We start from the raw sequence: 20186 nt of genomic DNA on the forward strand, positions 1-20186 counted from the left end.
GGACGGCGGTTCAGGCGGGCTCGGCCGGCGGCTCGGCGCGTCCGAGCAACCCCGGAAGGTGCTGCAGGTGCCAGTCCCGCAGGGACGCCAGCGCCGGGTGGGCGAGGTTGCGGGCGAGGTAGCCCTCGATCCGCGGGATGTGGGCGAGGTAGGCCGGCTTTCCGTCGCGCAGGTTCAGCCGGGCGAAGATGCCGAGGATCTTGGTGGCGCGCTGCGCCGCCAGGATGGCGTAGGCGGTGGCGAAGCCCTGCACGTCGAAGGCCGGATCGCGGGTACGGCGCTCGCGGGCGTAGAGGCCGAGCAATCTGAGCTCGAACTCGGCGTTGGCGTCGACCCGGGCGTCCTGCAGCAGCGAGGCGACGTCGTAGGCCGGGTGGCCGAGCACCGCGTCCTGGAAGTCGATCACGCCGATGCGCTCCAGCCCGTCGCGCTCGGGGAGCCAGATCAGGTTGGGGGAATGGTAGTCGCGCAGCGTCCAGGTCGGGCGGGCGGGCACGGCGCCCTCCAGCACCTCGGCCCAGAGCGCGCCGAACGCGTCCCGCGCCTCGGGCGGGAGCGTGACGCCGCGCATCGCCGGGGCATACCAGTCCGGCAGCAGCTCGGTCTCGAACAACAGCGCCTCGGCATCGTAGGCCGGGATCACGTGGTCGATGCCGTCCGCCACCGGCAGCACGCCCGGCAGCTCGACCGCGTGGAGCTTGGCGAGCAGGCGCGTCGCCTCGGCGTAGCGCTCGGGCCGCGGGCCGGCGGCGTCGACCACCGGCTCGGTGCCGAGGTCCTCGAGGATCAGCAGCCCGGTGTCGAGGTCCTCGCCGTAGATGCGCGGCGCCGAGAAGCCGAGCGCCCGCAGGCCCCGGTCGATCGCGACGAAGGCGTGGACGCTCTCGGCGAGCTTGACGATGGCGCTGTAGGGCTTTCCGTCGCGCACCGGCGGCCCGTCGGCGCGCGGCGGCGAGATCATCAGCACCGCCGAGCGGCCGTCGGGATGCGTCAGGCGCTCGTAGGCGCGCGACGACGCGTCGCCCTGCATCAGGGTGCGGGTCGCCTCGTCCCAGCCGCTGCGGGCGAGAAGGGCGCGGACCGCGCGCGCCCGGTCGAGGCGGGCGCGCATGCCCTCGGTGCCGGAGATGCGGGCGAAGCGCGAGCCCTCGCCGAACTCGGGCCGCAGCGACAGGTCGATCGACAGGACCGGCCCCTCGCGGGGCGGAAGCCGCTCGGGCCACTCGACCAGGGTGATCGCGGCCTCGGTCATCTCGTCGAAGCCGAGCTCGACCAGCTCGTCGGCGCTGCGCAGCCGGTAGAGGTCGGCATGGACGATCGCGCCGAGGCGACCCTCGTAGGGCTGGATCAGCGTGAAGGTCGGGCTCGGGACCTCGAGGCTCGGATCGCCGGCAAGCTCGCGGATCAGCGCGCGCGCCAGCGTGGTCTTGCCGCCGCCGAGGCCGCCCGAGAGCGCGACGAGATCGCCCGGCATCAGGAACTCGGCCAGGAACAACCCGAGATCCTCGGTCGCGCCCTCCTCCGGCAGGACGATCTCCCAGGCCGGCGGCTGCGCGTCCGCGGGGGGCGTGCCCGGCGAGGGGGCTGCGCCCGAGACGGCACCCTGCCGGTCGTGATCGGGATCGTCCTCGCCCAAAACCGTCAACCTCCGAGCGCCGATGCGCGGCGCGGCCTTGCAACCGCACCGGTCTATCGGAGGATCCTTAACCGAACTTCGCGAAAACGCGCATCCCCGCACGGGGCGGCACCGGTCGCGACCGGCGCGGCGCGGTCGAAGCCGGTCGTCGCGATGAGATCGGCCGGGCGTGCAGGACAGCTCGGCCCATCCGCGGCCGGTCACGCCGCGGCGATCTGCGGCGCGTCGCCGCCGGCGGCCTTCCAGCTCCGGATCAGGGCGAGGGTGTCGGCCAGCGGCACCGGGCAGCCATAAAGGTACCCCTGGCCGTAGGCGCAGCCCATCTCGGCGAGCGCGGCCGCCTCGGCCGGCGCCTCGATGCCCTCGGCCACCACGGGGATGCCGAGCTCGTCGGCGAGCACGAGGATCGTCTGGATGATCTTGCGGTTGCACGGGGTGGTCAGCATCGCCCGGACGAAGGCGCGGTCCACCTTCAGGGTCGTGATCGGCAGCTTCGACAGGTAGCTCAGCGACGAGTAGCCGGTGCCGAAATCGTCGATGGCGATGCCCATGCCCGCCTCGCGGCACACGCTGAGGGCCTCCGTGGCGCCCGCGGGATCGCGCATCACCGTGCTCTCGGTGATCTCCAGCTTCAGCGTCGCGGGGGCGATGCCGGTGGAGCGCAGCATATCGCCGACCATCGCCGGGAAGCTCGCGCGGGCGAGGTCGTAACCGGTGACGTTGATCGAGAGGAACAGCGGCCCGTCGGCGGCGCCCGGGTTCTGCAGGGCCGCCATCATGATCTCCGGCATGATCCGGCCGACCTCGGAGACGACCCATTCGGTGATCTCGACGATCAGCCCGCTCGATTCGGCCACGGGGATGAACGTCATCGGCGGCACCAGGCCCTGCTCGGGGTGGCGCCAGCGGATCAGCGCCTCGAAGCCGGCCAGCGTTTCGGTGCCGAGTCGCACGATCGGCTGGAGGAACAGCTCGAACTCGTTGCGGTCGAGCGCCCGGCGCAGGGCGCGCTCCATCATCACCACGGAGATCGCGGCCTGGAAATCCGCCTTGAGCGCCGGCGAGGGCTCGACGGCGACGGGGCGCGCCGTCACGGCCGGGGCATGCGGTTTCAGCAGCGCGATCGCGTCGCGATAGCGGGCCATGACCACGCCGAGGCACAGGCGCAGGATCGGGTCCGCCTGCAGGAGGCGATTCTCGATCTGCGCCTCGGAGATCGGGACGAGGACGCAGTCCTCGATCGCCCGCGCCGAGGTGGGGCGCGGGCCCGAATCGAGGATCGCCATCTCGCCGAAGATCTCGCCGGGGCCGCGCTCGGCGAGCGGTTGCTCGATGCCGTCGCGGCGCAGGAAGATCGCGGCCCGTCCGGCGACGATCAGGTAGGCCACGGTTCCGGGCTCGCCTTCCTCGAAGATCGCGCTGCCGGCGGGCAGCGTGATCGTAGCGTTGGGATCGTTCATCGTCCGGTCCATGTCCCACCGAAACTTCAGGTGGCCTGGAGCGAACTTTGCCCGACGGACATTAATCAACCTACAATTCGTTCGATCCCAAGCCGCGCAATACATACCGCCGAGAACGAATGCTGCGGCAGCGAAAAATGATCGATGACGTTGCGGCGCATACAACCACTGGATGGTCAGGCGAATACTATCTTCGATAGAAATCCGCATCGCCGGCCATCACCGGCGGCCTTCGGCGGCGCGATCACGCGACAAAGCGCCAGACGTGGCTCTGCTTGATCTCGGCATCCTCCAGCGCCCGCGTCACCGGCACGGCGTAGCTGGCGATCGCCTCGAGGCGGGCGCGCGGCAGGTAGCTGCGGCCGGGATCGCCGATGAGCACCGTGGTGCCGGCCGCGTGCAGGCGGCCGAGCCAGTCGCCGACCGCGCCGGCGAGGTCGCGCTCGTAGAAGATGTCGGCGGCGAGCACGAGATCGACGTCGGGCACCGTGCCGATCAGGTCGGCGGAGGAGGTGGCGATGCGCCCGGAGACGCCGTTGGCGGCGGCGTTCAGCGGGATCGCCGCGATCGCGAAGGCATCGAGGTCGCTGGCGAGCACCGAGGCGGCGCCGGACCGCGCCGCCGCGATCGCCACGAGGCCGGAGCCGGAGGCGAAGTCGAGCACGCGCCGGCCAGCGGCGATTTCCGGGTTGTCGAGGAGGTAGCGGGCGAGGGCTTGCCCGCCGGCCCAGGCGAAGGCCCAGAACGGCGGCGGCAGGCCGATCTCGGCGAGCTCGTCCTCGGTCTTCTGCCACAGCTCCGTCGCCTCGTCGGCGACGTGGAGCACGATCTCCGGCGCATGCGCCACCGGCAGCAGGCGGGTGTTCGCGCGGATGAAGGCGGCGGCGTTCTCCGGCGTGATCATGGCCCGAGCAGCTCGCGATAGAGGCCGCACACGGCCTGCGCCACCGCGTGCTCCGAGAACCCGTCCTCGACGATGCGCCTGCGGGCCGCCGCGCCGAGGGCGGCCACGCGATCGGGATCGCCCGCGAGCCGGACCAGGGCGGCGGCCAGAGCCGGCGCGTCGCCGGGGGGGACGACGAGGCCCTCGATGCCGTCGCGCACCAGGGCGCGGCAGCCCGGCACGTCGGTGGTGAGCAGCGCCCGGCCGCAGGCGGCGGCCTCCAGCAGGGTGCGCGGCAGGCCCTCGCCGCCGCGGGAGGGCAGGCAGCCGACATGGGCGCCGGCGAAGGCCGCGGCCGCGTCCCGCGTCGGCCCGAGCCAGGCGACCCCGTCGCGGGACCAGTCGCGCAGCGTCGCCTCGGGGATCGCCCGGCGGTTCGAGGGATCGGGCGCGCCGTGCAGCGCAAGCTCGACCGCAACGCCCTGCGCGCGGGCGAGCCGCACCGCCTCGACGGCGACGTCGATCCCCTTCGACCACAGCATCCGCGCCACGATCGCGACCCGGAGCGGCGGATGCGGCGGCAGCGGCCGCGGCACGAACGCGTCCGGGTCGACGCCGGCACCGCCGACGATCGTCACCGCGGTGTCGGCCGGGTCGAGGCCGAGGGCGGCGGCGTCGTCCGGGTTCTCGAACAGGAAGCGGGTGCGCTTCGAGGCCAGCGGCCCGCGGATCAGGTGGCGCAGGGCGGTCCGCGAGAGGCGTCCGGCCGCGTCGGCGCGCGCGCCGATCAGCCCGAGGCCGGTGAGCGCGTAGACGCGCGCCGGGATGCCGGCCATCGCCGCCGCCGTGCCGCCGACCAGGATCCCGCGCAGCGCGATGCAGTGGACGATATCGGGCTTCCAGGCCTTCAGGATCGCGGCGAGCTGCCCCGCGGCGTAGCCGGCGGCCATCGGGTTGAGGCTGGAGCGCTCCGCCTCCAAAGCGATCACCCGGGCGCCCGTCGCCTCGACCACCGCGCGGTGGTCGCGCACCCGCGTCACCACGGCGACCGACAGGCCCATCGCCACCGCCGCCCGCGCCATCGGCAGGAAATGCGAGGCGAAGAACCAGTCCTCGGTGACGACGAAGGCGAGGCGCCGCATCGGCGCGGCGGGGGCGGAAGGGGCGGCGTCCATCGCACGAGCCTCTAACACGGGCGCGCATCCATGTACGGCGGATACGCAGGCGCCGGAACACGGCCGCGCGGCGACCGGTTGAGGGCAGGCTTTCGCAAGCGAGGAGCAGCGCTCATGGCATCGGATCTCGTGTCCTCGGACGAGACCGCCGGCACCGTCGTCGACCCGCGCGACGCGGCCGCCGAGGCCGGGCTCGCCTACGTCGACGACACGATGCCGGGCCTGACCCGGAAGAAGACCGCCAAGGGCTTCCGCTTCGTCGACGCCAAGGGCGCGCCCGTCCGCGACAAGGCGCAGGTCCAGCGGATCAAGTCCCTGGCGATCCCGCCGGCCTACACCGACGTGTGGATCTGCCCGCGCAAGAACGGCCACATCCAGGCCACCGGGCGCGATGCCAAGGGGCGCAAGCAGTACCGCTACCATCCCGATTTCCGCGCGGCGCGGGACTCGACGAAGTTCAGCCACATCATGGCCTTCGCCGACGCGCTGCCGGGCATCCGCACGCGGATCGACGCGGACATGCGGCGCAGGGGCCTGTCGCGCGAGAAGGTGCTCGCCACCGTGGTGCATCTCCTCGAGACGACGCTGATCCGCGTCGGCAACGACGACTACGCCAAGGCCAATAAGAGCTACGGCCTGACGACGCTGCGCGACCCGCACGTGACGGTCGAGGGCGCGGCGATGACCTTCCGCTTCAAGGGCAAGAGCGGCAAGATCTGGAACCTGTCGGTGAAGGACCGGCGCGTGGCCAGGATCGTCAAGGCCTGCCAGGACCTGCCGGGCCAGGAGCTGTTCCAGTACATCGACGAGGCCGGCGAGCAGCGCGACGTGACCTCGTCGGACGTCAACGCGTACCTGCGCGAGATCTCGGGGCAGGACATCACGGCGAAGGACTTCCGCACCTGGGCCGGCACGGTGCTGGCGGCGCTGGCGCTTCGCGAGTTCGAGACCTTCGACGGCGAGGCCGGCGCCAAGAAGAACGTCCGCGCGGCGATCGAGAACGTGTCGGCCCGGCTCGGCAACACGCCGACCATCTGCCGCAAGTGCTACATCCACCCGCAGATCATCGACTGCTACCTCGAAGGCGCCCTGCTGCTCCAGGTGAAGGACGCGGTCGAGAGCGAGCTGGTCGAGGATCTCGGCCGCCTGCGCCCGGAGGAGGCGGCGGTGCTGAGCCTGCTGCAGACCCGGCTCGCCGGAGACGCGCCCTCGACCGGCACGGCGAAGGCCGCGCGCCGGACGGCTCGGGCCGGCAAGGCGGCGAAGACGAACACGCCGCGCAAGCCCGCGGCGAAGGCCGCCAAGGGCGCGGAGGCCGCGCGCGCCTGAACGCCCGCCCGGCCGGGTCGCGGCGCGCTCAATGGCGCGCCGGACCCTCGCCCGTGCTGGCCCGCGCCGATTCGGCCCCGCGACGGCCCTGCTCGGTGTCGAGCACCGGCGCGAGGCCGAGCTGACGGGCGAGCGAGACCAGATCCTTCAACCGTCCGGTCTGGGTCTTGCGGCGCAGGTTCAGGCGGTGGGTCTCCACCGTGCGGACCGACAGCATCAGGCGGCGCGCGACCTCCTTGTTGCTGAAGCCGGCGCTGAGGAAGCGCAGGACCTCGGCCTCGCGCGGCGTCAGCCCGAGGCTGTCGGCCGGCTCCGCGGACGGGGCCGTGCCCGCCTCGACCTCGCTCCGGGCGATCAGCCGCGGGGCGCCCTCGGCCAGGGTTAGCACGGCGTTGCAGAGGTCCCGCGGCGTGGCGGAGCGGGCCACGAAGGCGTCCGCCCCGGCCTCCCGCAGCGCGTCGACGTCGGCCGCGTTCAGCGCCTGGAACGCCACCAGCGTCCGCAGCGCCGGCAGGCGCGCCTTGAGGTCCACGAGGTGGCTGAGCCCGACCTGCAGCCGGGTCTCGTCTAGGAAGATCAGCGCGACGGTGTTGGCCGGGTCGACCTGGTCGAGGTCGGCCTCGCCGATCGTATGGAGCGCCGGCATGTGCTCCAGCGTCGCGCGGAAGGCGGGATTCAGCTCCTGGGGCTCGTCGAACACCAGGACGTCTACGGCCGTACTCATACCGCGCACCCTTCTTTCCCGGCATGGCACAATTCGGCCGGGGTCGGAAGAAGTGTTTCAAGACTCGTTCCAGACGAATCCTGCGGTCTTTCGCAGTCGACTTGTGTCGAAATCAGATACGGCGCCGGACTTATACTTAACGCGTGTCTCGCATAGGCACAGCGCGATCAACCTTAACGTCCCTCCGTCTCCGTGACGACCGAGCGACGCAGGGCGGCGGGTCCCCGTGCCGGCGAAGCGGACCGGGCTTCAGCCGGCGCGGGCGAGGACGAGGTCGTTCTCGGCCGAGACGACGCGGTCGCGCCCGGAGGTCTTGGCCTCGTAGAGGGCGATGTCGGCACGCTTGGTCAGCGCGGTGACGCTGTCGCCCTCGCACCAGGTGCTGACGCCGAAGCTGCACGTCATGCGCACGGGGCCGCGCGATCCGCGGATGCGGAGGTCCCTCACCTGCAGGCGGAGGCGCCCGGCAACGGCCTCGGCCTCGGTGAGGGAAAGTCCGGGCAGCACCACCGCGAACTCCTCGCCGCCGAGGCGCCCGACGATCCCCTGGGCGCCCAGAAGCTCGGCCACGGCCTTGATCGCGGCATCGCCGACATCGTGGCCGTGCTCGTCGTTGATGCGCTTGAAATGGTCGATGTCGGCGAGCACGGCCGAAAGCGCCCCGTGGTTGCCGGCGCGCTCGGTCGCCGCGCCGACCCGGGCGAAGAAGGCGCGGCGGTTGAGCAGGCCGGTGAGCGGGTCGGTCTCGGCGAGCCGGATCAGCTCGTTCTGCATCGTGGTCAGGCGCTCGGCCGCGCGCAGGCGCGCATGCAGCTCCTCGGCGCTCGGCGGCTTCTCGATGAAGTCGTCGGCGCCGCTGTCCAAGGCCTCGGCGAGGTTCCGCGCGTTGCGCGCCGACGACATCGTGACGACGTAGAGGGGGCGGCGCGCCTCGGCGAGGAGCCGGGCCGACCAGCACAGCTCCAGTCCCGTCACCGGCCGGACCTCGAGGCTGGTGATCAGCACCCGGACGCTCGGGGTCTCCTCCAGGAAATCGCGGGCGGCGGCCGAGTCCGTGAAGGCGCTCACGACGTGCCCGCGCGGTTCCAGCAGCCCGGTGATGATCTTGAGGACGACGCGGCTCGAATCGACGATGACGATGTGCATGGCGCGCGATACCGATGGAAACGGGTTCTGATGCAACCAAGCCTTAAAAACCTTAAGATGCAGTCTCGGCTCGCGCACACGTGGATGATCGGCGATGGAATCGTACGAACGCCGGTCGGCGCCGACGCGGCGCCGAGGACGAGCGGGAACCCCGATTGCGGGTGCGGGAGGCGAGCGTGACCGCGACAGGAAGGTCGGAGGGGGCGGAGGCGGCGCCGTACCCGCGCACGCCGGACGGGCGCTACTTCGTCGTCGGGGAGCGGCTCTGGCGCTGCACCGACCCGCGCCTGCCGGAAGCGGCCCGGCAACGCCACGTCGACGCGCTGATGGATGCGCGCCGCGCCGTCGGGGCGGCCAAGCGGGCCGAACGGAAGGGCGATCCCCAGGCTCCGGCGCTGCTGCGGTCGGCGCGCGGCGCCGTGCAGGCCGCCAAGGAAGCCCTCGGCGAGCGCGGGCCGGTCTGGTGGACGGATGGAGCCGAGGACCAGGGCGGGCGCCATCCGCGCAACACGCCCTATGCCGCGTGGTACGCGGCGCACACCGAGCCCGAACGCCGATGACGCTCAGCGCCGCGGCACGGAGACCGTGACGACCGAGACGCCGTTCCCGGACTGGACCTGCCCGCCCGAGGTCCAGGCGCCATCGCGTCCGCGCGACAGGATGCGCGGCCCCTGCCCGCGGCGGGAGGCCGGGTGAAGGCCGGGGTTGATCACGGTCAGGCTCGGCGCCGCCACCGGTGCCTCGCGCAGGCCCGAGATCGTCGGGATGCCGTAGGTGCCGTAGCTCCAGGGGGCCGGGACGATGCGGTTCGGCGAGGGCACGCTGCTGAAGGGCGCACCGATATACGCACCGCGCACCGCCTCGTCGGCGAAGCCGTACCCGACCGGACCGCCATAGGCCGAGCCGTAGCCGTAGGGTGCGACGCGCACGGTCTCGGCGTGCGCGGCCCCGACGCCGAGCGACAGGGCGGCGGCGAGCGCGAACCGGGCGGCGATCCGCGAGCGGGACGGATGGTGACGGGTCATGGATCGCAACTCCGGTCGGGACGCTGACATGCGGGGCAAACCCCGGTCTCGCCGATCTCGTTCCGGTCGGCCCGCCCAAGCCACGGGCGAAGACTGCTGAAACCGCGCGGCGAGCGCTGTTGCCCACAGAATTGCGCGCGGCGCCGAAGTCGATTCCGCTCAACGGCAAGTGGTGATACGGCGGACGATCCAGCCTTCGCCCTCGACCCAGAGCCGGCGGCGGATCCGGCTGCAGGTGCCGCCGTCGTCCTCGCCCTCGGTGACCGAGACCGGACGGACGGGGGGCGTCACCTCGGCGACCTTGGTCACGGTCGCGGTGGCGGGGGCCGCCGACGCCGTCGTGGGGGCGGCGAAGCCGAGGAGCGCGACGAGCGCGAGGACGGGAGCAACGGACGTCGTCGACATGGATCTGGGTCTCGCCTGGGCAGCTTGGCCGGCGCGCCGGCACCGGAGCGGAGACGCTTCGTGCGTGTCCGAACGGGTAATCCGCGACCCTTCGTTTCGGTTGCAACGCCTGCGCGGATCTCGCGACGAATGCTCCGATTCGGCACGGATGGAGCGCGGATCCCGAACCGCGCCGTGCGCCGCTCAGTCCAGCTGCTGGATCAGCCCGTCGCGGATCGTGACCCGGCGGTCCATGCGGGCGGCGAGCTCCATGTTGTGGGTGGCGATGAGGGCGGCGAGGCCGGAAGCGCGCACCAGCGAGAGCAGGATCGAGAAGACGTGCCCCGCGGTCGAGGGGTCGAGGTTGCCGGTGGGCTCGTCGGCGAGCAGCAGGCGCGGGCCGTTGGCGACGGCGCGCGCGATCGCGACGCGCTGCTGCTCGCCGCCGGACAGCTCCGCCGGCCGGTGGACGAGGCGGTCCTTGAGGCCGAGGAAGCTCAGGAGCTCGGTGGCGCGCGCCTTCGCCTCACCCCGCCCGAGCCCGCGGATGAGCTGGGGCATCACCACGTTCTCCAGCGCCGAGAACTCCGGCAGCAGGTGATGGAACTGGTAGACGAAGCCCATCTCCTCACGGCGGAAGCGCGTGCGCTCGGCATCCTTCATCGCCGCGGTCGGCTGGCCGCCGACGTAGACCTCGCCGTCGTCCGGCCGCTCCAGCAGGCCGGCGAGGTGCAGCAGGGTCGACTTGCCGGCGCCCGACGGCGCGACCAGCGCGACCAGCTCGCCCGGCCAGATCGCGAGGTCGGCCCCGCGCAGGATGTCGAGCGACCGGTCGCCCTGCGCATAGCGCCGCTCGACGCGGGAAAAGAACAGGGCCGGCACCGGCGGGATGCCGGCGCTCTCGGAGGTGCCGCTCATGGAACTGCCGCTCAGCCGTAGCGCAGCGCCTGCACCGGATCGAGCCGGGCCGCGCGCCAGGAGGGATAGACCGTCGCGGCGAGCGCGAGCAGGAACGAGGTCAGCACCACGACGGTGATCTCGGTGGGGTTCATCTCGGCCGGGATCTCGGCGAGGAACCGCACCGTCGGGTCCCAGGCGCCGGGAAACAGCACGCGCTGGATCGGCTTGATGTTCAGCGTGATCAGGATGCCGAGCCCGAGGCCCGACAGGGTGCCGACGAGGCCGATCAGCGCGCCGTTGATCAGGAAGACGCGCATCACCGTGCCGGGGGTCGCGCCCATGGTGCGCAGGATGGCGATGTCGCTCGACTTGTCGCGCACCAGCAGGATCAGGCCGGAGACGATGTTCAAGGTCGCCACGACGACGATGAGGCTCAGGATCAGGAACATCACGTTGCGCTCGACCTCGAGCGCCCCGAAGAAGGTTCGGTTGCGCTGGCGCCAATCGGTGAGCAGCACCGGCCGCTCGGCCGCCAGCTCCAGCGGCTCGCGCATGGCGGCGACCGCGTCGGGGTTGTCGATGTAGATCTCGATCAGGCTGACGTCGCCCTCGCGGTTGAAGAACGCCTGCGATTCGGCGAGCGGCATGAACACGAAGGTCGAGTCGAACTCGGTCATGCCGATCTCGAAGATCGCCTTGACCGTGTAGCTCTTGGTCCGCGGCGCGGTGCCGAAGGCCGTGGTCGCGCCCTTCGGCGTCGAGAGCGTGATGGTGTCGCCGGCCTGGATCGCCAGGCTGTCGGCGAGCCGGCGGCCGATCAGCACCCCCGAGCCGTCGTCGAAGCCCTCCAGCGTGCCGCCGCGAAGCGACTTGGCGATGCCGCCGATCGCCCCGAGGTCGTCGCCGCGCACGCCGCGGACCAGCACGCCGCTGCCGCCGTAGGGCGACGAGGCGAAGGCCTGGCCCTCGACCAGCGGAATCGCGGCCCGCACGCCCGCCACCTTCGACAGGCGCTCGGACAGGTCGGCGAAATCGGTGAAGGTCCGGTCGATCGGGGTGACGAAGATGTGGCCGTTGATGCCGACGATCTTCGACAGCAGCTCGGTCCGGAAGCCGTTCATCACCGAGAGCACGATGATCAGCGTCGCGACGCCGAGCGCGATGCCGAGCACCGAGAAGAAGGCCACCACCGAGACGCCGCCGCCGCGGCGGCGCGCGCGCAGGTAGCGTCCGGCGATGATCCACTCGAAGGCCGCGAACGGCGCGGTCGCCCCGCGCAGCCATGCCGGCTTCCGCGTGCTCGCCTCGGTGCCGGCTTCGACCGCCATCGGAGCCTCAGGCACGCCGGATGCGGGTGATCAGGTCCACCGGCGCCAGGGTCTCGCGCTCCCCGCCGGCGCGGCGCTTCAGCTCGACCTTGCCCTCGGCCAGGCTCTTAGGGCCGACCACCACCTGCCAGGGCAGGCCGATCAGGTCCGCGGTGGCGAACTTCGCGCCCGGCCGCTCGTCGCGATCGTCGTAGAGCACGCTGAGGCCGGCGGCCTCGAGCGTCCCCTGGATCTCGGCGCAGGCGGCGTCGGTCGCGGCGTCGCCGGTCTTCAGGTTGATCAGCGCGACGTCGAACGGCGCGACCGCATCCGGCCAGATGATGCCGGCCTCGTCGTGCGACGCCTCGATGATCGCGGCGACCAGGCGGCTCGGGCCGATGCCGTAGGAGCCCATGTGGACCGGGCGCTCGATCCCGTCCGGGCCGGCGACCTTGGCGCCCATCGGCTCGGAATACTTCGTGCCGAAGTAGAAGATGTGCCCGACCTCGATGCCGCGGGCCGACATGCGGTTCTCCTCCGGCACCTCGGCGAAGGCGTCGGCCTCGTGCATCTCGTCGGTGGCGGCGTAGTGCGAGGTCCAGGCGTCGACGAGGCCCTGCAGGCCGGCGACGTCCTCGAAATCCACGGTCGCGGGCGGGATCTCGAAGTCGAGATAGGCGCGGTCGCAGAACACCTCGCTCTCGCCGGTCTGGGCGAGGATGATGAACTCGTGGCTGAGGTCGCCGCCGATCGGCCCGGTATCGGCCCGCATCGGGATCGCCTTGAGGCCGAGGCCCGCGAAGGTGCGCAGGTAGGCCACGAACATCCGGTTGTAGGCATGGCGGGCGCCGGCCTGGTCGAAGTCGAAGGAGTAGGCGTCCTTCATCAGGAACTCGCGCGAGCGCATCGTGCCGAAGCGCGGGCGCACCTCGTCGCGGAACTTCCAGGAGATCTGGTAGAGGTTCTTCGGCAGGTCCTTGTAGGAGCGCACGCTCGCCCGGAAAATCCCGGTCACGACCTCCTCGGCGGTGGGGCCGTACAGCATCTCGCGGTCGTGCCGGTCCTTGATGCGCAGCATCTCCTTGCCGTAGGCGTCGTAGCGGCCCGATTCCCGCCACGGCTCGGCGGACTGGATCGTCGGCAGCAGCAGCTCGACCGCCCCGGCCCGGTCCTGCTCGGTGCGGATCACGTCGCAGACCTTGTTCAGCACCCGCAGGCCGAGCGGCAGCCACGCGTAGATGCCGGCCGATTCCTGGCGCACGAGGCCGGCGCGCAGCATCAACCGGTGCGAGACGATCTCGGCTTCCTTGGGCGTCTCGCGCAAGGTCGGCAGGAAGTAGCGGGACAGACGCATGAGGCTTCTTTGACGGATCCGGCGGTCGGTTCGGGTCTGGCGGCGCGCGCGGACGCCGATCCCGTTGCCGGGGGCACACAACACATTGCAACCGGAAAACACAAGCGGCTTGGGTCTTCGGGGCCGGCCGGAGCCTGGTTTCGTCGCTTCGCCACCCGCCGACGGCCCCGGAGACGGTTCCCTGCAATTTCTCGGCGAAAAAACGCAGATTTGTCCCTTCGACCCGGTGACAGGACGAAATGTTGTTCCTATAAGCAGCCCGCGATGGTTGCGTAGCCCCTCAGAGGGAACGCAAAGGTCCGGGTCTCGGGAGGAAAATCGACCGCCACGCAGTCAATGCGTAGGACAACCAAAGGTCGAACCAGATTGACTGCTTGAAAAGCAAGGCCTCGGGCCTTGCTTTTTTGTTTCGTACGCCCGCGAACGCTCAGGCCGGCAGCGGCCCGGTGGCCGGCACGTCTCGAGCGGTGCGCAGGTTGGCCAGCCCGTAGCCCGCCACGCAGAGGTAGCACAGCACCGGCACCCCGAGGGCGGTCCCGAGCCCGGCATGGTCGGCGAGGGTTCCGGTGATCACCGGCACGATCGCTCCGCCGACGATCGCCACGCAGACGATCCCCGACCCCTGCGCCGTGCGATCGCCCAGGCCCTCGATCGCCATCGCGAAGATCGTCGGGAACAGGATCGCGTTGGCGAGGCCGACCGTGAGCAGCGTCCAGGCGGCGACCGACCCGTGGGACAGGGCCGACACCGTGACGAGGAGGCCGGCCGCGACGGCGCAGGCCGCGAGCGCCGCGCCGGCCCGGACATGGCGCAGCGCGAGGCTGCCGACGATTCGCCCGGCCAGCGCGCCGCCCCAGTAGACGCTGAGCAGATGGCCGGCGGTGGCCGGATCCGCCCCGAGGACGCGCGGCTCCTCGAGGTAGCTGACCATCAGCGTGCCGATCGAGACTTCCGCCCCGACGTAGAGGAACAAGGCCAGGGCGCCGAGGGCGAGGCGCGGCCGGGCGAGCAGATCGAGGCCGAAGCCCGCGACCGCCGCCGTCGGCGTCTCCCGGACGCTGCCGCGAAGCGACCAGAACAGGATCGCCAGCGCGAAGAGGCCGGCCGCGATGGCGAGGAACGGCCCCTGCAGCACCGCCGCCTCGGCCTGCCGCGCGGCGGCGAGCATGGCGGGCGAGGCGGTCGCCGCATCGGCCGGCGCCGGAGCGTCGCGGCCGAGGATCGCCCAGGCGCCGACCGCCGGGCCGACGGTGGTGCCGAGCGCGTTGAAGGTCTGCGCCAGCGTCAGCCGGCTCGACACCCGCTCGGGCGCACCGAGCCGCGCGACCAGCGGGTTCGCCGCGACCTGCAGCACCGCGATGCCGGACGCCATCACGAACAGGGCGAGGAGGAACAGTGGGAACACGCCGGCCCGCGCGGCGGGCGCGAACAGCACGCAGCCGGCCGTCATCACCAGGAGCCCGAGCACCAGCCCGCGCATGTAGCCGATGCGGGAGACGAGGAGGCCGGCCGGCAGGGAGACCACTGCGTAGGCGATGAAGAACGCGAACTGCGTCAGCGTCGCCTCGGCGTAGCTCAGCGCGAACAGGCTCTTGAGCTTCGGGGTGACGATGTCGACGAGAACGGTGGCGAGCCCCCAGGTGAAGAACAGCGCCAGGACGATCGGCAGGAGCCGCCGTGCCGCCGCACCGGCGGCGGCCTCGCCCTCCGGCATTGCGCCCGGCGCCAGCATGCGATCCTCCGTCGTCCTGGGATGACGGGCGGTCGAGCGCCGCGCCACGGCGAAGCTTTCGCCAGGCGTCGACGGGCTGTCAACGCGACATCCGGGAGCGGAAGGCGCCTAGAGGCCCGTCAGGGGGAACGCGGCGAGCGCGACCAGGAAGGCCGCGCCGGCGGCGAGCGTCGTCCAGATCGCCTTCTCGCGGAGCCGCGGCGCGGCCGGCGCGCCGGGATCCTGGCCCGGCACCACGCGGGCCGGGTCGGTCTCGGCCTGGTTGCGGATCGGCAGGATCGCGAAGAGCAGCGTCCACCACACCACGAAGTACAACGCGCTCGCGCCGAACACCGTGAGACGGAACTGCAGAACCGCCACCGCGACGAAGGCGGCCACCAGAACCAGCACGACGCCGAGCGTCCGCGGCGTCGTGCGCGCCACGGCCTTCAGGAGCGCGTTCACCCGGATCAGACCTGCTCCAGCTCGGTCAGCGTCCCGAGGAAGTCCTTCGGGTGCAGGAACAGCACCGGCTTGCCGTGCGCGCCGATGCGGGGCTCGCCGGTGCCGAGCACGCGGGCGCCCTCGGCCTTGAGCCGGTCGCGGGCGGCGATGATGTCGTCGACCTCGTAGCAGACGTGGTGGACGCCGCCGCCCGGGTTGCGCTCGACGAAGCTGGCGATCGGCGAATCCGCGCCGAGCGGCGCCATCAGCTCGATCTTGCTGTTGGGCAATTCGACGAACACGACGGTGACGCCGTGCTCGGGCTGCGGCAGCGGCGCGGTCAGCGTCGCGCCCAGCGTCTCGCGGTAGACCTTGCAGGCGGCGTCGAGATCGCGCACCGCGATGGCGACGTGGTTGAGCCGGCCGATCATTGGTTTCTCCCTAACTGTCTTCCGCGAGAGGACGCTGCGCCCCATTCGAGGTCTCCACCGACCTAACGATCCGGAGCCCCCTGGCAACCCGAACCCGTCGTTCACGGGCTCCGTCGGCGAGCCCGGAACCCAGAGCCGCCGCGGCGTGCCGGTGACGACGCCGCCGGCGGTTCTGGATCCCGGGCTCCGCTTCGCGGCCCCGGGATGACGGGGTTGGAGCGGATACGCGCAGGTCCGAGCCGAGACTCGAGAGCCGGATCGCCGCTGCGAATGCGGGTCGAATGCGCGAAGCGACGTTTTCGCAGGCGCCCTCCCCCCGCAACGGGGGGAGGGTAAAGATCAGACTTCGACCACCTGCACGTGGCAGGCGGGCTTCTTGCCCCAGACCTCGTTGACGGCCGAGCGCACGGCGCGGTCGACCGCCTTCTCGACGGCCTCCGAGTCGCGGCGCTTGCCCTTGGACATGCCCGACAGGGTGCGCGAGACCGAATCGACCACGGTGTCGATCAGCGGCGCGCCGCCGCGGCCGCGGTTGGGCAGGCCGATGATGTCGACCGCCGGCTCGCCCAACACCTCGCCGCTCTCGTCGATGGCGATCGCCACCGAGACGAGGCCGGCCTGGGCGAGCTTGCGCCGCTCGGGGATCGCGCGGTCCTTCCCGTCGATCAGAACGTTGCCGTCCTTGAACAGGCGGCCCGACTTCACGTGGTCGATGATCTCCGGCTTGCCCGGGCTCAGGCGGATCAGGGTGCCGTTGCGGGCCTTGACCACGTTGTCGACGCCGTGGGCGCGGGCGAAGCGCGCATGCTCGTCGAGGTGAAGCGCCTCGCCGTGGACGGGAATCGCCGTCTGCGGCCGGGTCCAGGCGTACATCTCGGCCATCTCGTCGCGGCGCGGGTGGCCGGAGACGTGGACCAGCTCGGTCCGGTCGGTGATGACCTCGACGCCCTGCTCGATCAGGTCGTTGATGATCGCGCCGACGTCGCGCTCGTTGCCGGGGATGGCGCGCGAGGAGAAGATCACCTGGTCGCCGGCGGCGAGCGCGATGTCCGGATGGTCCTTGCGGGAGACGCGGGCGAGCGCCGCCCGGGGCTCGCCCTGCGAGCCGGTGAGCAGCGCCACGACCTTGTCGCGCGGCAGGTCGCGCCACGAATCGGCGCGGCGGAACTCCTGCAGCCCGTCGAGGAAGCCGCATTCGCGGGCGACGTCGATGACCCGGTCCATGGCGCGGCCGACCGCGACCACCTCGCGCCCGCAGGCCTTGGCGGCTTCGGCCACCGCGCGGATGCGGGCGACGTTCGAGGCGAAGGTCGTCACCGCCACGCGCTGGGGCGCGGCCGCGATCAGCTTGGCCAGGGTCGAGGCGACCTCGGCCTCGCTCGGCGAGAAGCCCTCGCGGACGACGTTGGTCGAATCGCAGACCAGCGCCAGGATGCCCTCGTCGCCCATGGCGCGGAAGGCCTCGGCCGAGGTCACGTCGCCGAGGATCGGCGTCGGGTCGATCTTCCAGTCGCCGGTGTGCAGCACGAGGCCGGCCGAGGTGCGGATCGCCACCGCATTCGATTCCGGGATCGAGTGCGAGACCGGCACGTAGTCGATCTCGAACGGCCCGAGCGTCACGCGCCGGCCCGGCTTGATCTCGCGCAGGTCGACCTTCGGCGCGCCCGGCTCCGACAGGCGCCGGGTCTCGAGCAGGCTCTTGGCGAAGCGGGTCGCGTAGACCGGCACCTTGAGGCGCGGCCACAGCTCGCTGATCGCGCCGATATGGTCCTCGTGCGCGTGGGTGATGAAGATCCCGAGAAGGTCCTTCTTGCGCTCCTCGATGTAGGAGAGGTCCGGGAACATGAGGTCGACGCCGGGCATCGCCTCCTCGCTCGCGAACCCCATCCCGCAATCGACCATGATCCACTTGCGGCCCTTCTCCGGCCCGAAGCCGTAGAGCGCCGCGTTCATCCCGATCTCGCCCACGCCGCCGAGCGGCAGGAAGACGAGCTCGTCCTGTCCCGTTGTCATAAATCCAGAATCCATCTCATGCCGCCGTCGCGGCCGTCCCAAAATGCACCTCGCCCGCCGTCACGGTCCGCCGCGTTCCATCGGGGGCGAGGATCACGAGCCGCCCCCCCTCGTCGATGTCTTCGAAATCGCCGACCAGGGTCTCCGTCCCGCTGCGGACCGCGATGCGCGATCCGAGGCCGGAGGCCCGTGCGAGCCAACGCTCGCGAATCTCAGGAAATCCCCGTCCGCGATCCCAGATACGGGCCGCCACGGCAAGCTTATTCGTCAGATCCGCCAACACCATGCTGGCATCAAGTGGGTATCCGAGCCCCGCCAGAGAGGTGGCTGAGGCCGAAAACGCCTCCGGGACGTCTGCGACATTGACGCCGAACCCGATCGCCACCGCCCGCCGGCCGCCCCGCAGCGTCTCCGCCTCGAGCAGGATGCCGGCGAGCTTGGCCCCGCCCGCGAGCACGTCGTTCGGCCATTTGAGGCCGAACGTCCCGGCCGAGTCGGGGCCGCAGGCCGCGTCCAGGGCCTCGACCAGCGCGATGCCGGCGACGAAGCCGAGGCCGGCGACCCGCTCCGGCTCGACACCGGCCACCGGCCAGAGCACGCTCGCGGTCAGGTTCCCCGGGATCGAGGCCCAGACGTTGCCGCGCCGGCCGCGGCCGGCCTCCTGGGCACGCGCCGCGATCCAGAGCGGCCCGGTCGCGCCGGCGCGGGCCTGGTCGAGCGCCTCGGTGTTGGTCGAGCCGAGGCGGTCGTGGACGTGAAGGCGGTGCCCGGCCGCCCGCGCACCCTCGCCGAGACGGAAGTCCAAGGCCTAGAACAGCGACTTGGCTGCCGCGCCCGCCGCCCCGACGAGCGGTGCCGGCAGCAGCCAGAACAGGATCACGACAACGCTCGACAGGGCGAGAACGATGCGCAGGCCCGGCGCCATCGCCTCGTAGGGCGCCTTGGCCTCGTCGAAGTACATGATCTTGACCACGCGGATGTAGTAGTACGCCCCGACCACGCTGGTGACCACGCCGATGACGGCCAGCGCCACGAGGTTGGCCTGGATCGCGGCGGCGAAGACGTAGAACTTGCCGAAGAACCCCGCGAGCGGCGGGATGCCGGCCAGCGAGAACATCATCATCGCGAGGCAGAACGCGATCCAGGGATGGGTGCGCGACAGGCCCGACAGGTCCTCGATCGTCTCGAACATCTCGTTCCGGCGGCGGAGCGAGAGGATGATCGCGAAGGCGCCGAGCGTCATCGCGAGGTAGATGATCATGTAGACCACGACGCCGCGGATGCCCTCCTCGGTGCCGGCGGCCAGCCCGATCAGCGCGTAGCCGACGTTGCCGATCGACGAGTAGGCCATCAGGCGCTTGAGGCTGCGCTGGCCGATCGCCGCGAACGAGCCCAGCGTCATCGAGGCGATGGCGATGAACACGATGATCTGCTGCCAGATCGCGGTCACGTCGGGGAAGGCGCCGATGAAGACGCGGACCGTCATCGCCATCGCCGCCATCTTCGGGGCGGAGGCGAAGAACGCCGTCACCGGGGTCGGCGAGCCCTCGTAGACGTCGGGCGTCCACATGTGGAACGGCACCGCCGCCAGCTTGAACGAGACGCCGGCCGCGACGAACACGATGCCGAGCACGATGCCGAAGCCGGCATCCTCGTGCAGCGCCGAGACGATGCCCGGGAACGACACCGTGCCGGTGAAGCCGTAGACCAGCGAGGCGCCGTAGAGCAGCATGCCCGAGGAGAGTGCGCCGAGGACGAAGTACTTGAGACCGGCCTCGGTGGATTTCAGGTCGTCGCGGTGGAACGCGGCGATGACGTAGGCGGCGAGCGACTGCAGCTCGAGCCCGAGATAGAGCGCGATCAGGTCGTTGGCCGAGACCATGATCAGCATGCCGATCGTGCACAGCACGATCAGGATCGGGAACTCGAACCGGTCGATGCGCTCGCGCTGGAAGTAGTCGCGCGAGAGCAGGATCGTCGCGGCCGAGCCCAGCAGCACCAGGGCCTTCATCACCTTCGAGAAGCCGTCCTGGATGAAGCTGCCGGACAGCGTGGTCACCTTGGTGCCGGCCGGCTGCGACATCACCACGAAGAGGGCCACCAAGAGCAGCGCGAGGGCGCCGACGTTGATGGTCTCGACGGACCGCTCGCCGCGGAAGGCGCCGTAGAGGATCAGCACCATCACGCCGATGCCGAGGATCAGCTCGGGCAGCAGCGGGGTGAGCGAGGGCAGGACGGTCTGCACGGTCTGGACGGTCGGCATC

General features: G+C 71.4%; 19 protein-coding genes. 2 read left to right on the plus strand and 17 right to left on the minus strand.

From position 1 onward, the window contains the following. Positions 1–10: 10 nt before the first annotated feature. The 4 genes from tsaE to MKK64_RS05800 form a co-directional block, all read right to left on the minus strand. The gene (tsaE, locus tag MKK64_RS05785; protein ID WP_409567900.1) at positions 11–1636 is read right to left on the minus strand and encodes a tRNA (adenosine(37)-N6)-threonylcarbamoyltransferase complex ATPase subunit type 1 TsaE; all 1626 of its coding nucleotides are present in this window, start codon (positions 1634–1636) and stop codon (positions 11–13) included. A 200-nt stretch (positions 1637–1836) separates the two neighbouring features. Beyond that, on the minus strand, positions 1837–3096 hold the full coding sequence (locus MKK64_RS05790; protein ID WP_243932599.1) for an EAL domain-containing protein: 1260 nt from the start codon (positions 3094–3096) through the stop codon (positions 1837–1839). Positions 3097–3340: 244 nt separating this feature from the next. Next, positions 3341–4000, minus strand: a complete 660-nt coding sequence (locus tag MKK64_RS05795; RefSeq protein ID WP_147858855.1) for a class I SAM-dependent methyltransferase — start codon at positions 3998–4000, stop codon at positions 3341–3343. After that, positions 3997–5154 carry a glycosyltransferase gene (locus MKK64_RS05800; RefSeq protein WP_243932600.1) on the minus strand — a complete coding sequence of 386 codons (1158 nt, stop codon included), beginning with the start codon at positions 5152–5154 and terminating at the stop codon, positions 3997–3999. Before MKK64_RS05800 ends, MKK64_RS05795 begins: the two co-directional genes overlap by 4 nt. 114 nt (positions 5155–5268) lie before the next feature. Between MKK64_RS05800 and MKK64_RS05805 the strand changes: the two genes are divergently transcribed. Next, a complete protein-coding gene (locus MKK64_RS05805) occupies positions 5269–6483 on the plus strand; it encodes a DNA topoisomerase IB (protein WP_243932601.1) in 1215 nt (404 codons plus the stop codon). 28 nt (positions 6484–6511) lie between these two features. Here the strand turns inward: MKK64_RS05805 and MKK64_RS05810 are convergent, their stop codons facing one another. Together MKK64_RS05810 and MKK64_RS05815 are read right to left on the minus strand one after the other, a co-directional pair. Then, on the minus strand, positions 6512–7207 hold the full coding sequence (locus MKK64_RS05810) for a LuxR C-terminal-related transcriptional regulator (RefSeq protein WP_243932602.1): 696 nt from the start codon (positions 7205–7207) through the stop codon (positions 6512–6514). Between the two features lie 249 nt (positions 7208–7456). Then, entirely contained in the window at positions 7457–8353 is an 897-nt protein-coding gene (locus MKK64_RS05815; RefSeq protein ID WP_243932603.1) for a GGDEF domain-containing protein, read from the minus strand. A 176-nt stretch (positions 8354–8529) separates the two neighbouring features. Between MKK64_RS05815 and MKK64_RS05820 the strand changes: the two genes are divergently transcribed. Beyond that, positions 8530–8913: a hypothetical protein gene (locus MKK64_RS05820; protein ID WP_243932604.1), complete on the plus strand. Its 384-nt coding sequence runs from the start codon at positions 8530–8532 to the stop codon at positions 8911–8913. Between the two features lie 3 nt (positions 8914–8916). On the opposite strand, the gene MKK64_RS05825 is transcribed toward MKK64_RS05820, so the two are convergent. The 11 genes from MKK64_RS05825 to nuoN form a co-directional block, all read right to left on the minus strand. Further along, a complete protein-coding gene (locus tag MKK64_RS05825) occupies positions 8917–9378 on the minus strand; it encodes a hypothetical protein (RefSeq protein WP_147843825.1) in 462 nt (153 codons plus the stop codon). Between the two features lie 159 nt (positions 9379–9537). Further along, positions 9538–9783, minus strand: a complete 246-nt coding sequence (locus tag MKK64_RS05830; protein ID WP_243932605.1) for a hypothetical protein — start codon at positions 9781–9783, stop codon at positions 9538–9540. Positions 9784–9966: 183 nt separating this feature from the next. Next, a complete protein-coding gene (locus MKK64_RS05835) occupies positions 9967–10680 on the minus strand; it encodes an ABC transporter ATP-binding protein (RefSeq protein WP_243932606.1) in 714 nt (237 codons plus the stop codon). Between the two features lie 11 nt (positions 10681–10691). Then, positions 10692–11990 (minus strand): lipoprotein-releasing ABC transporter permease subunit, encoded by a 1299-nt coding sequence (locus MKK64_RS05840; RefSeq protein WP_147727873.1) that lies wholly within the window; start codon positions 11988–11990, stop codon positions 10692–10694. A 7-nt stretch (positions 11991–11997) separates the two neighbouring features. Further along, positions 11998–13323, minus strand: coding sequence for a proline--tRNA ligase (gene proS, locus MKK64_RS05845; RefSeq protein ID WP_147843822.1), 1326 nt, complete (start codon positions 13321–13323; stop codon positions 11998–12000). Positions 13324–13750: 427 nt separating this feature from the next. After that, positions 13751–15055, minus strand: coding sequence for a sugar MFS transporter (locus MKK64_RS05850; protein WP_243932607.1), 1305 nt, complete (start codon positions 15053–15055; stop codon positions 13751–13753). Between the two features lie 108 nt (positions 15056–15163). Further along, entirely contained in the window at positions 15164–15508 is a 345-nt protein-coding gene (locus tag MKK64_RS05855) for a DUF1467 family protein (RefSeq protein WP_147842749.1), read from the minus strand. Beyond that, complete coding sequence (gene mce / locus MKK64_RS05860; RefSeq protein WP_147726100.1) at positions 15505–15909, minus strand: methylmalonyl-CoA epimerase; 405 nt, start codon at positions 15907–15909, stop codon at positions 15505–15507. The genes MKK64_RS05855 and mce overlap by 4 nt, the downstream gene beginning before the upstream one ends. Positions 15910–16248: 339 nt before the next feature. Then, positions 16249–17922 carry a ribonuclease J gene (locus MKK64_RS05865; RefSeq protein ID WP_147726101.1) on the minus strand — a complete coding sequence of 558 codons (1674 nt, stop codon included), beginning with the start codon at positions 17920–17922 and terminating at the stop codon, positions 16249–16251. Positions 17923–17938: 16 nt separating this feature from the next. Continuing rightward, positions 17939–18727 (minus strand): biotin--[acetyl-CoA-carboxylase] ligase, encoded by a 789-nt coding sequence (locus MKK64_RS05870; protein ID WP_243932608.1) that lies wholly within the window; start codon positions 18725–18727, stop codon positions 17939–17941. 3 nt (positions 18728–18730) lie between these two features. Then, positions 18731–20185 carry an NADH-quinone oxidoreductase subunit NuoN gene (nuoN, locus tag MKK64_RS05875; RefSeq protein ID WP_243932609.1) on the minus strand — a complete coding sequence of 485 codons (1455 nt, stop codon included), beginning with the start codon at positions 20183–20185 and terminating at the stop codon, positions 18731–18733. Position 20186: the final 1 nt, after the last annotated feature.

The organism is Methylobacterium sp. E-025, assembly GCF_022829705.1.
Lineage (GTDB): Bacteria > Pseudomonadota > Alphaproteobacteria > Rhizobiales > Beijerinckiaceae > Methylobacterium.

Coding starts and splice junctions, on each gene's coding strand:
- MKK64_RS05825 (WP_147843825.1), bottom strand. CDS start 9,378: ATGACCCGTCACCATCCGTCCCGCTCGCGGATCGCCGCCCGGTTCGCG.
- MKK64_RS05850 (WP_243932607.1), bottom strand. CDS start 15,055: ATGCTGGCGCCGGGCGCAATGCCGGAGGGCGAGGCCGCCGCCGGTGCG.
- MKK64_RS05790 (WP_243932599.1), bottom strand. CDS start 3,096: ATGAACGATCCCAACGCTACGATCACGCTGCCCGCCGGCAGCGCGATC.
- mce (WP_147726100.1), bottom strand. CDS start 15,909: ATGATCGGCCGGCTCAACCACGTCGCCATCGCGGTGCGCGATCTCGAC.
- MKK64_RS05830 (WP_243932605.1), bottom strand. CDS start 9,783: ATGTCGACGACGTCCGTTGCTCCCGTCCTCGCGCTCGTCGCGCTCCTC.
- MKK64_RS05840 (WP_147727873.1), bottom strand. CDS start 11,990: ATGGCGGTCGAAGCCGGCACCGAGGCGAGCACGCGGAAGCCGGCATGG.
- MKK64_RS05815 (WP_243932603.1), bottom strand. CDS start 8,353: ATGCACATCGTCATCGTCGATTCGAGCCGCGTCGTCCTCAAGATCATC.
- MKK64_RS05865 (WP_147726101.1), bottom strand. CDS start 17,922: ATGACAACGGGACAGGACGAGCTCGTCTTCCTGCCGCTCGGCGGCGTG.
- MKK64_RS05800 (WP_243932600.1), bottom strand. CDS start 5,154: ATGGACGCCGCCCCTTCCGCCCCCGCCGCGCCGATGCGGCGCCTCGCC.
- proS (WP_147843822.1), bottom strand. CDS start 13,323: ATGCGTCTGTCCCGCTACTTCCTGCCGACCTTGCGCGAGACGCCCAAG.
- nuoN (WP_243932609.1), bottom strand. CDS start 20,185: ATGCCGACCGTCCAGACCGTGCAGACCGTCCTGCCCTCGCTCACCCCG.
- MKK64_RS05810 (WP_243932602.1), bottom strand. CDS start 7,207: ATGAGTACGGCCGTAGACGTCCTGGTGTTCGACGAGCCCCAGGAGCTG.
- MKK64_RS05805 (WP_243932601.1), top strand. CDS start 5,269: ATGGCATCGGATCTCGTGTCCTCGGACGAGACCGCCGGCACCGTCGTC.
- MKK64_RS05795 (WP_147858855.1), bottom strand. CDS start 4,000: ATGATCACGCCGGAGAACGCCGCCGCCTTCATCCGCGCGAACACCCGC.
- MKK64_RS05835 (WP_243932606.1), bottom strand. CDS start 10,680: ATGAGCGGCACCTCCGAGAGCGCCGGCATCCCGCCGGTGCCGGCCCTG.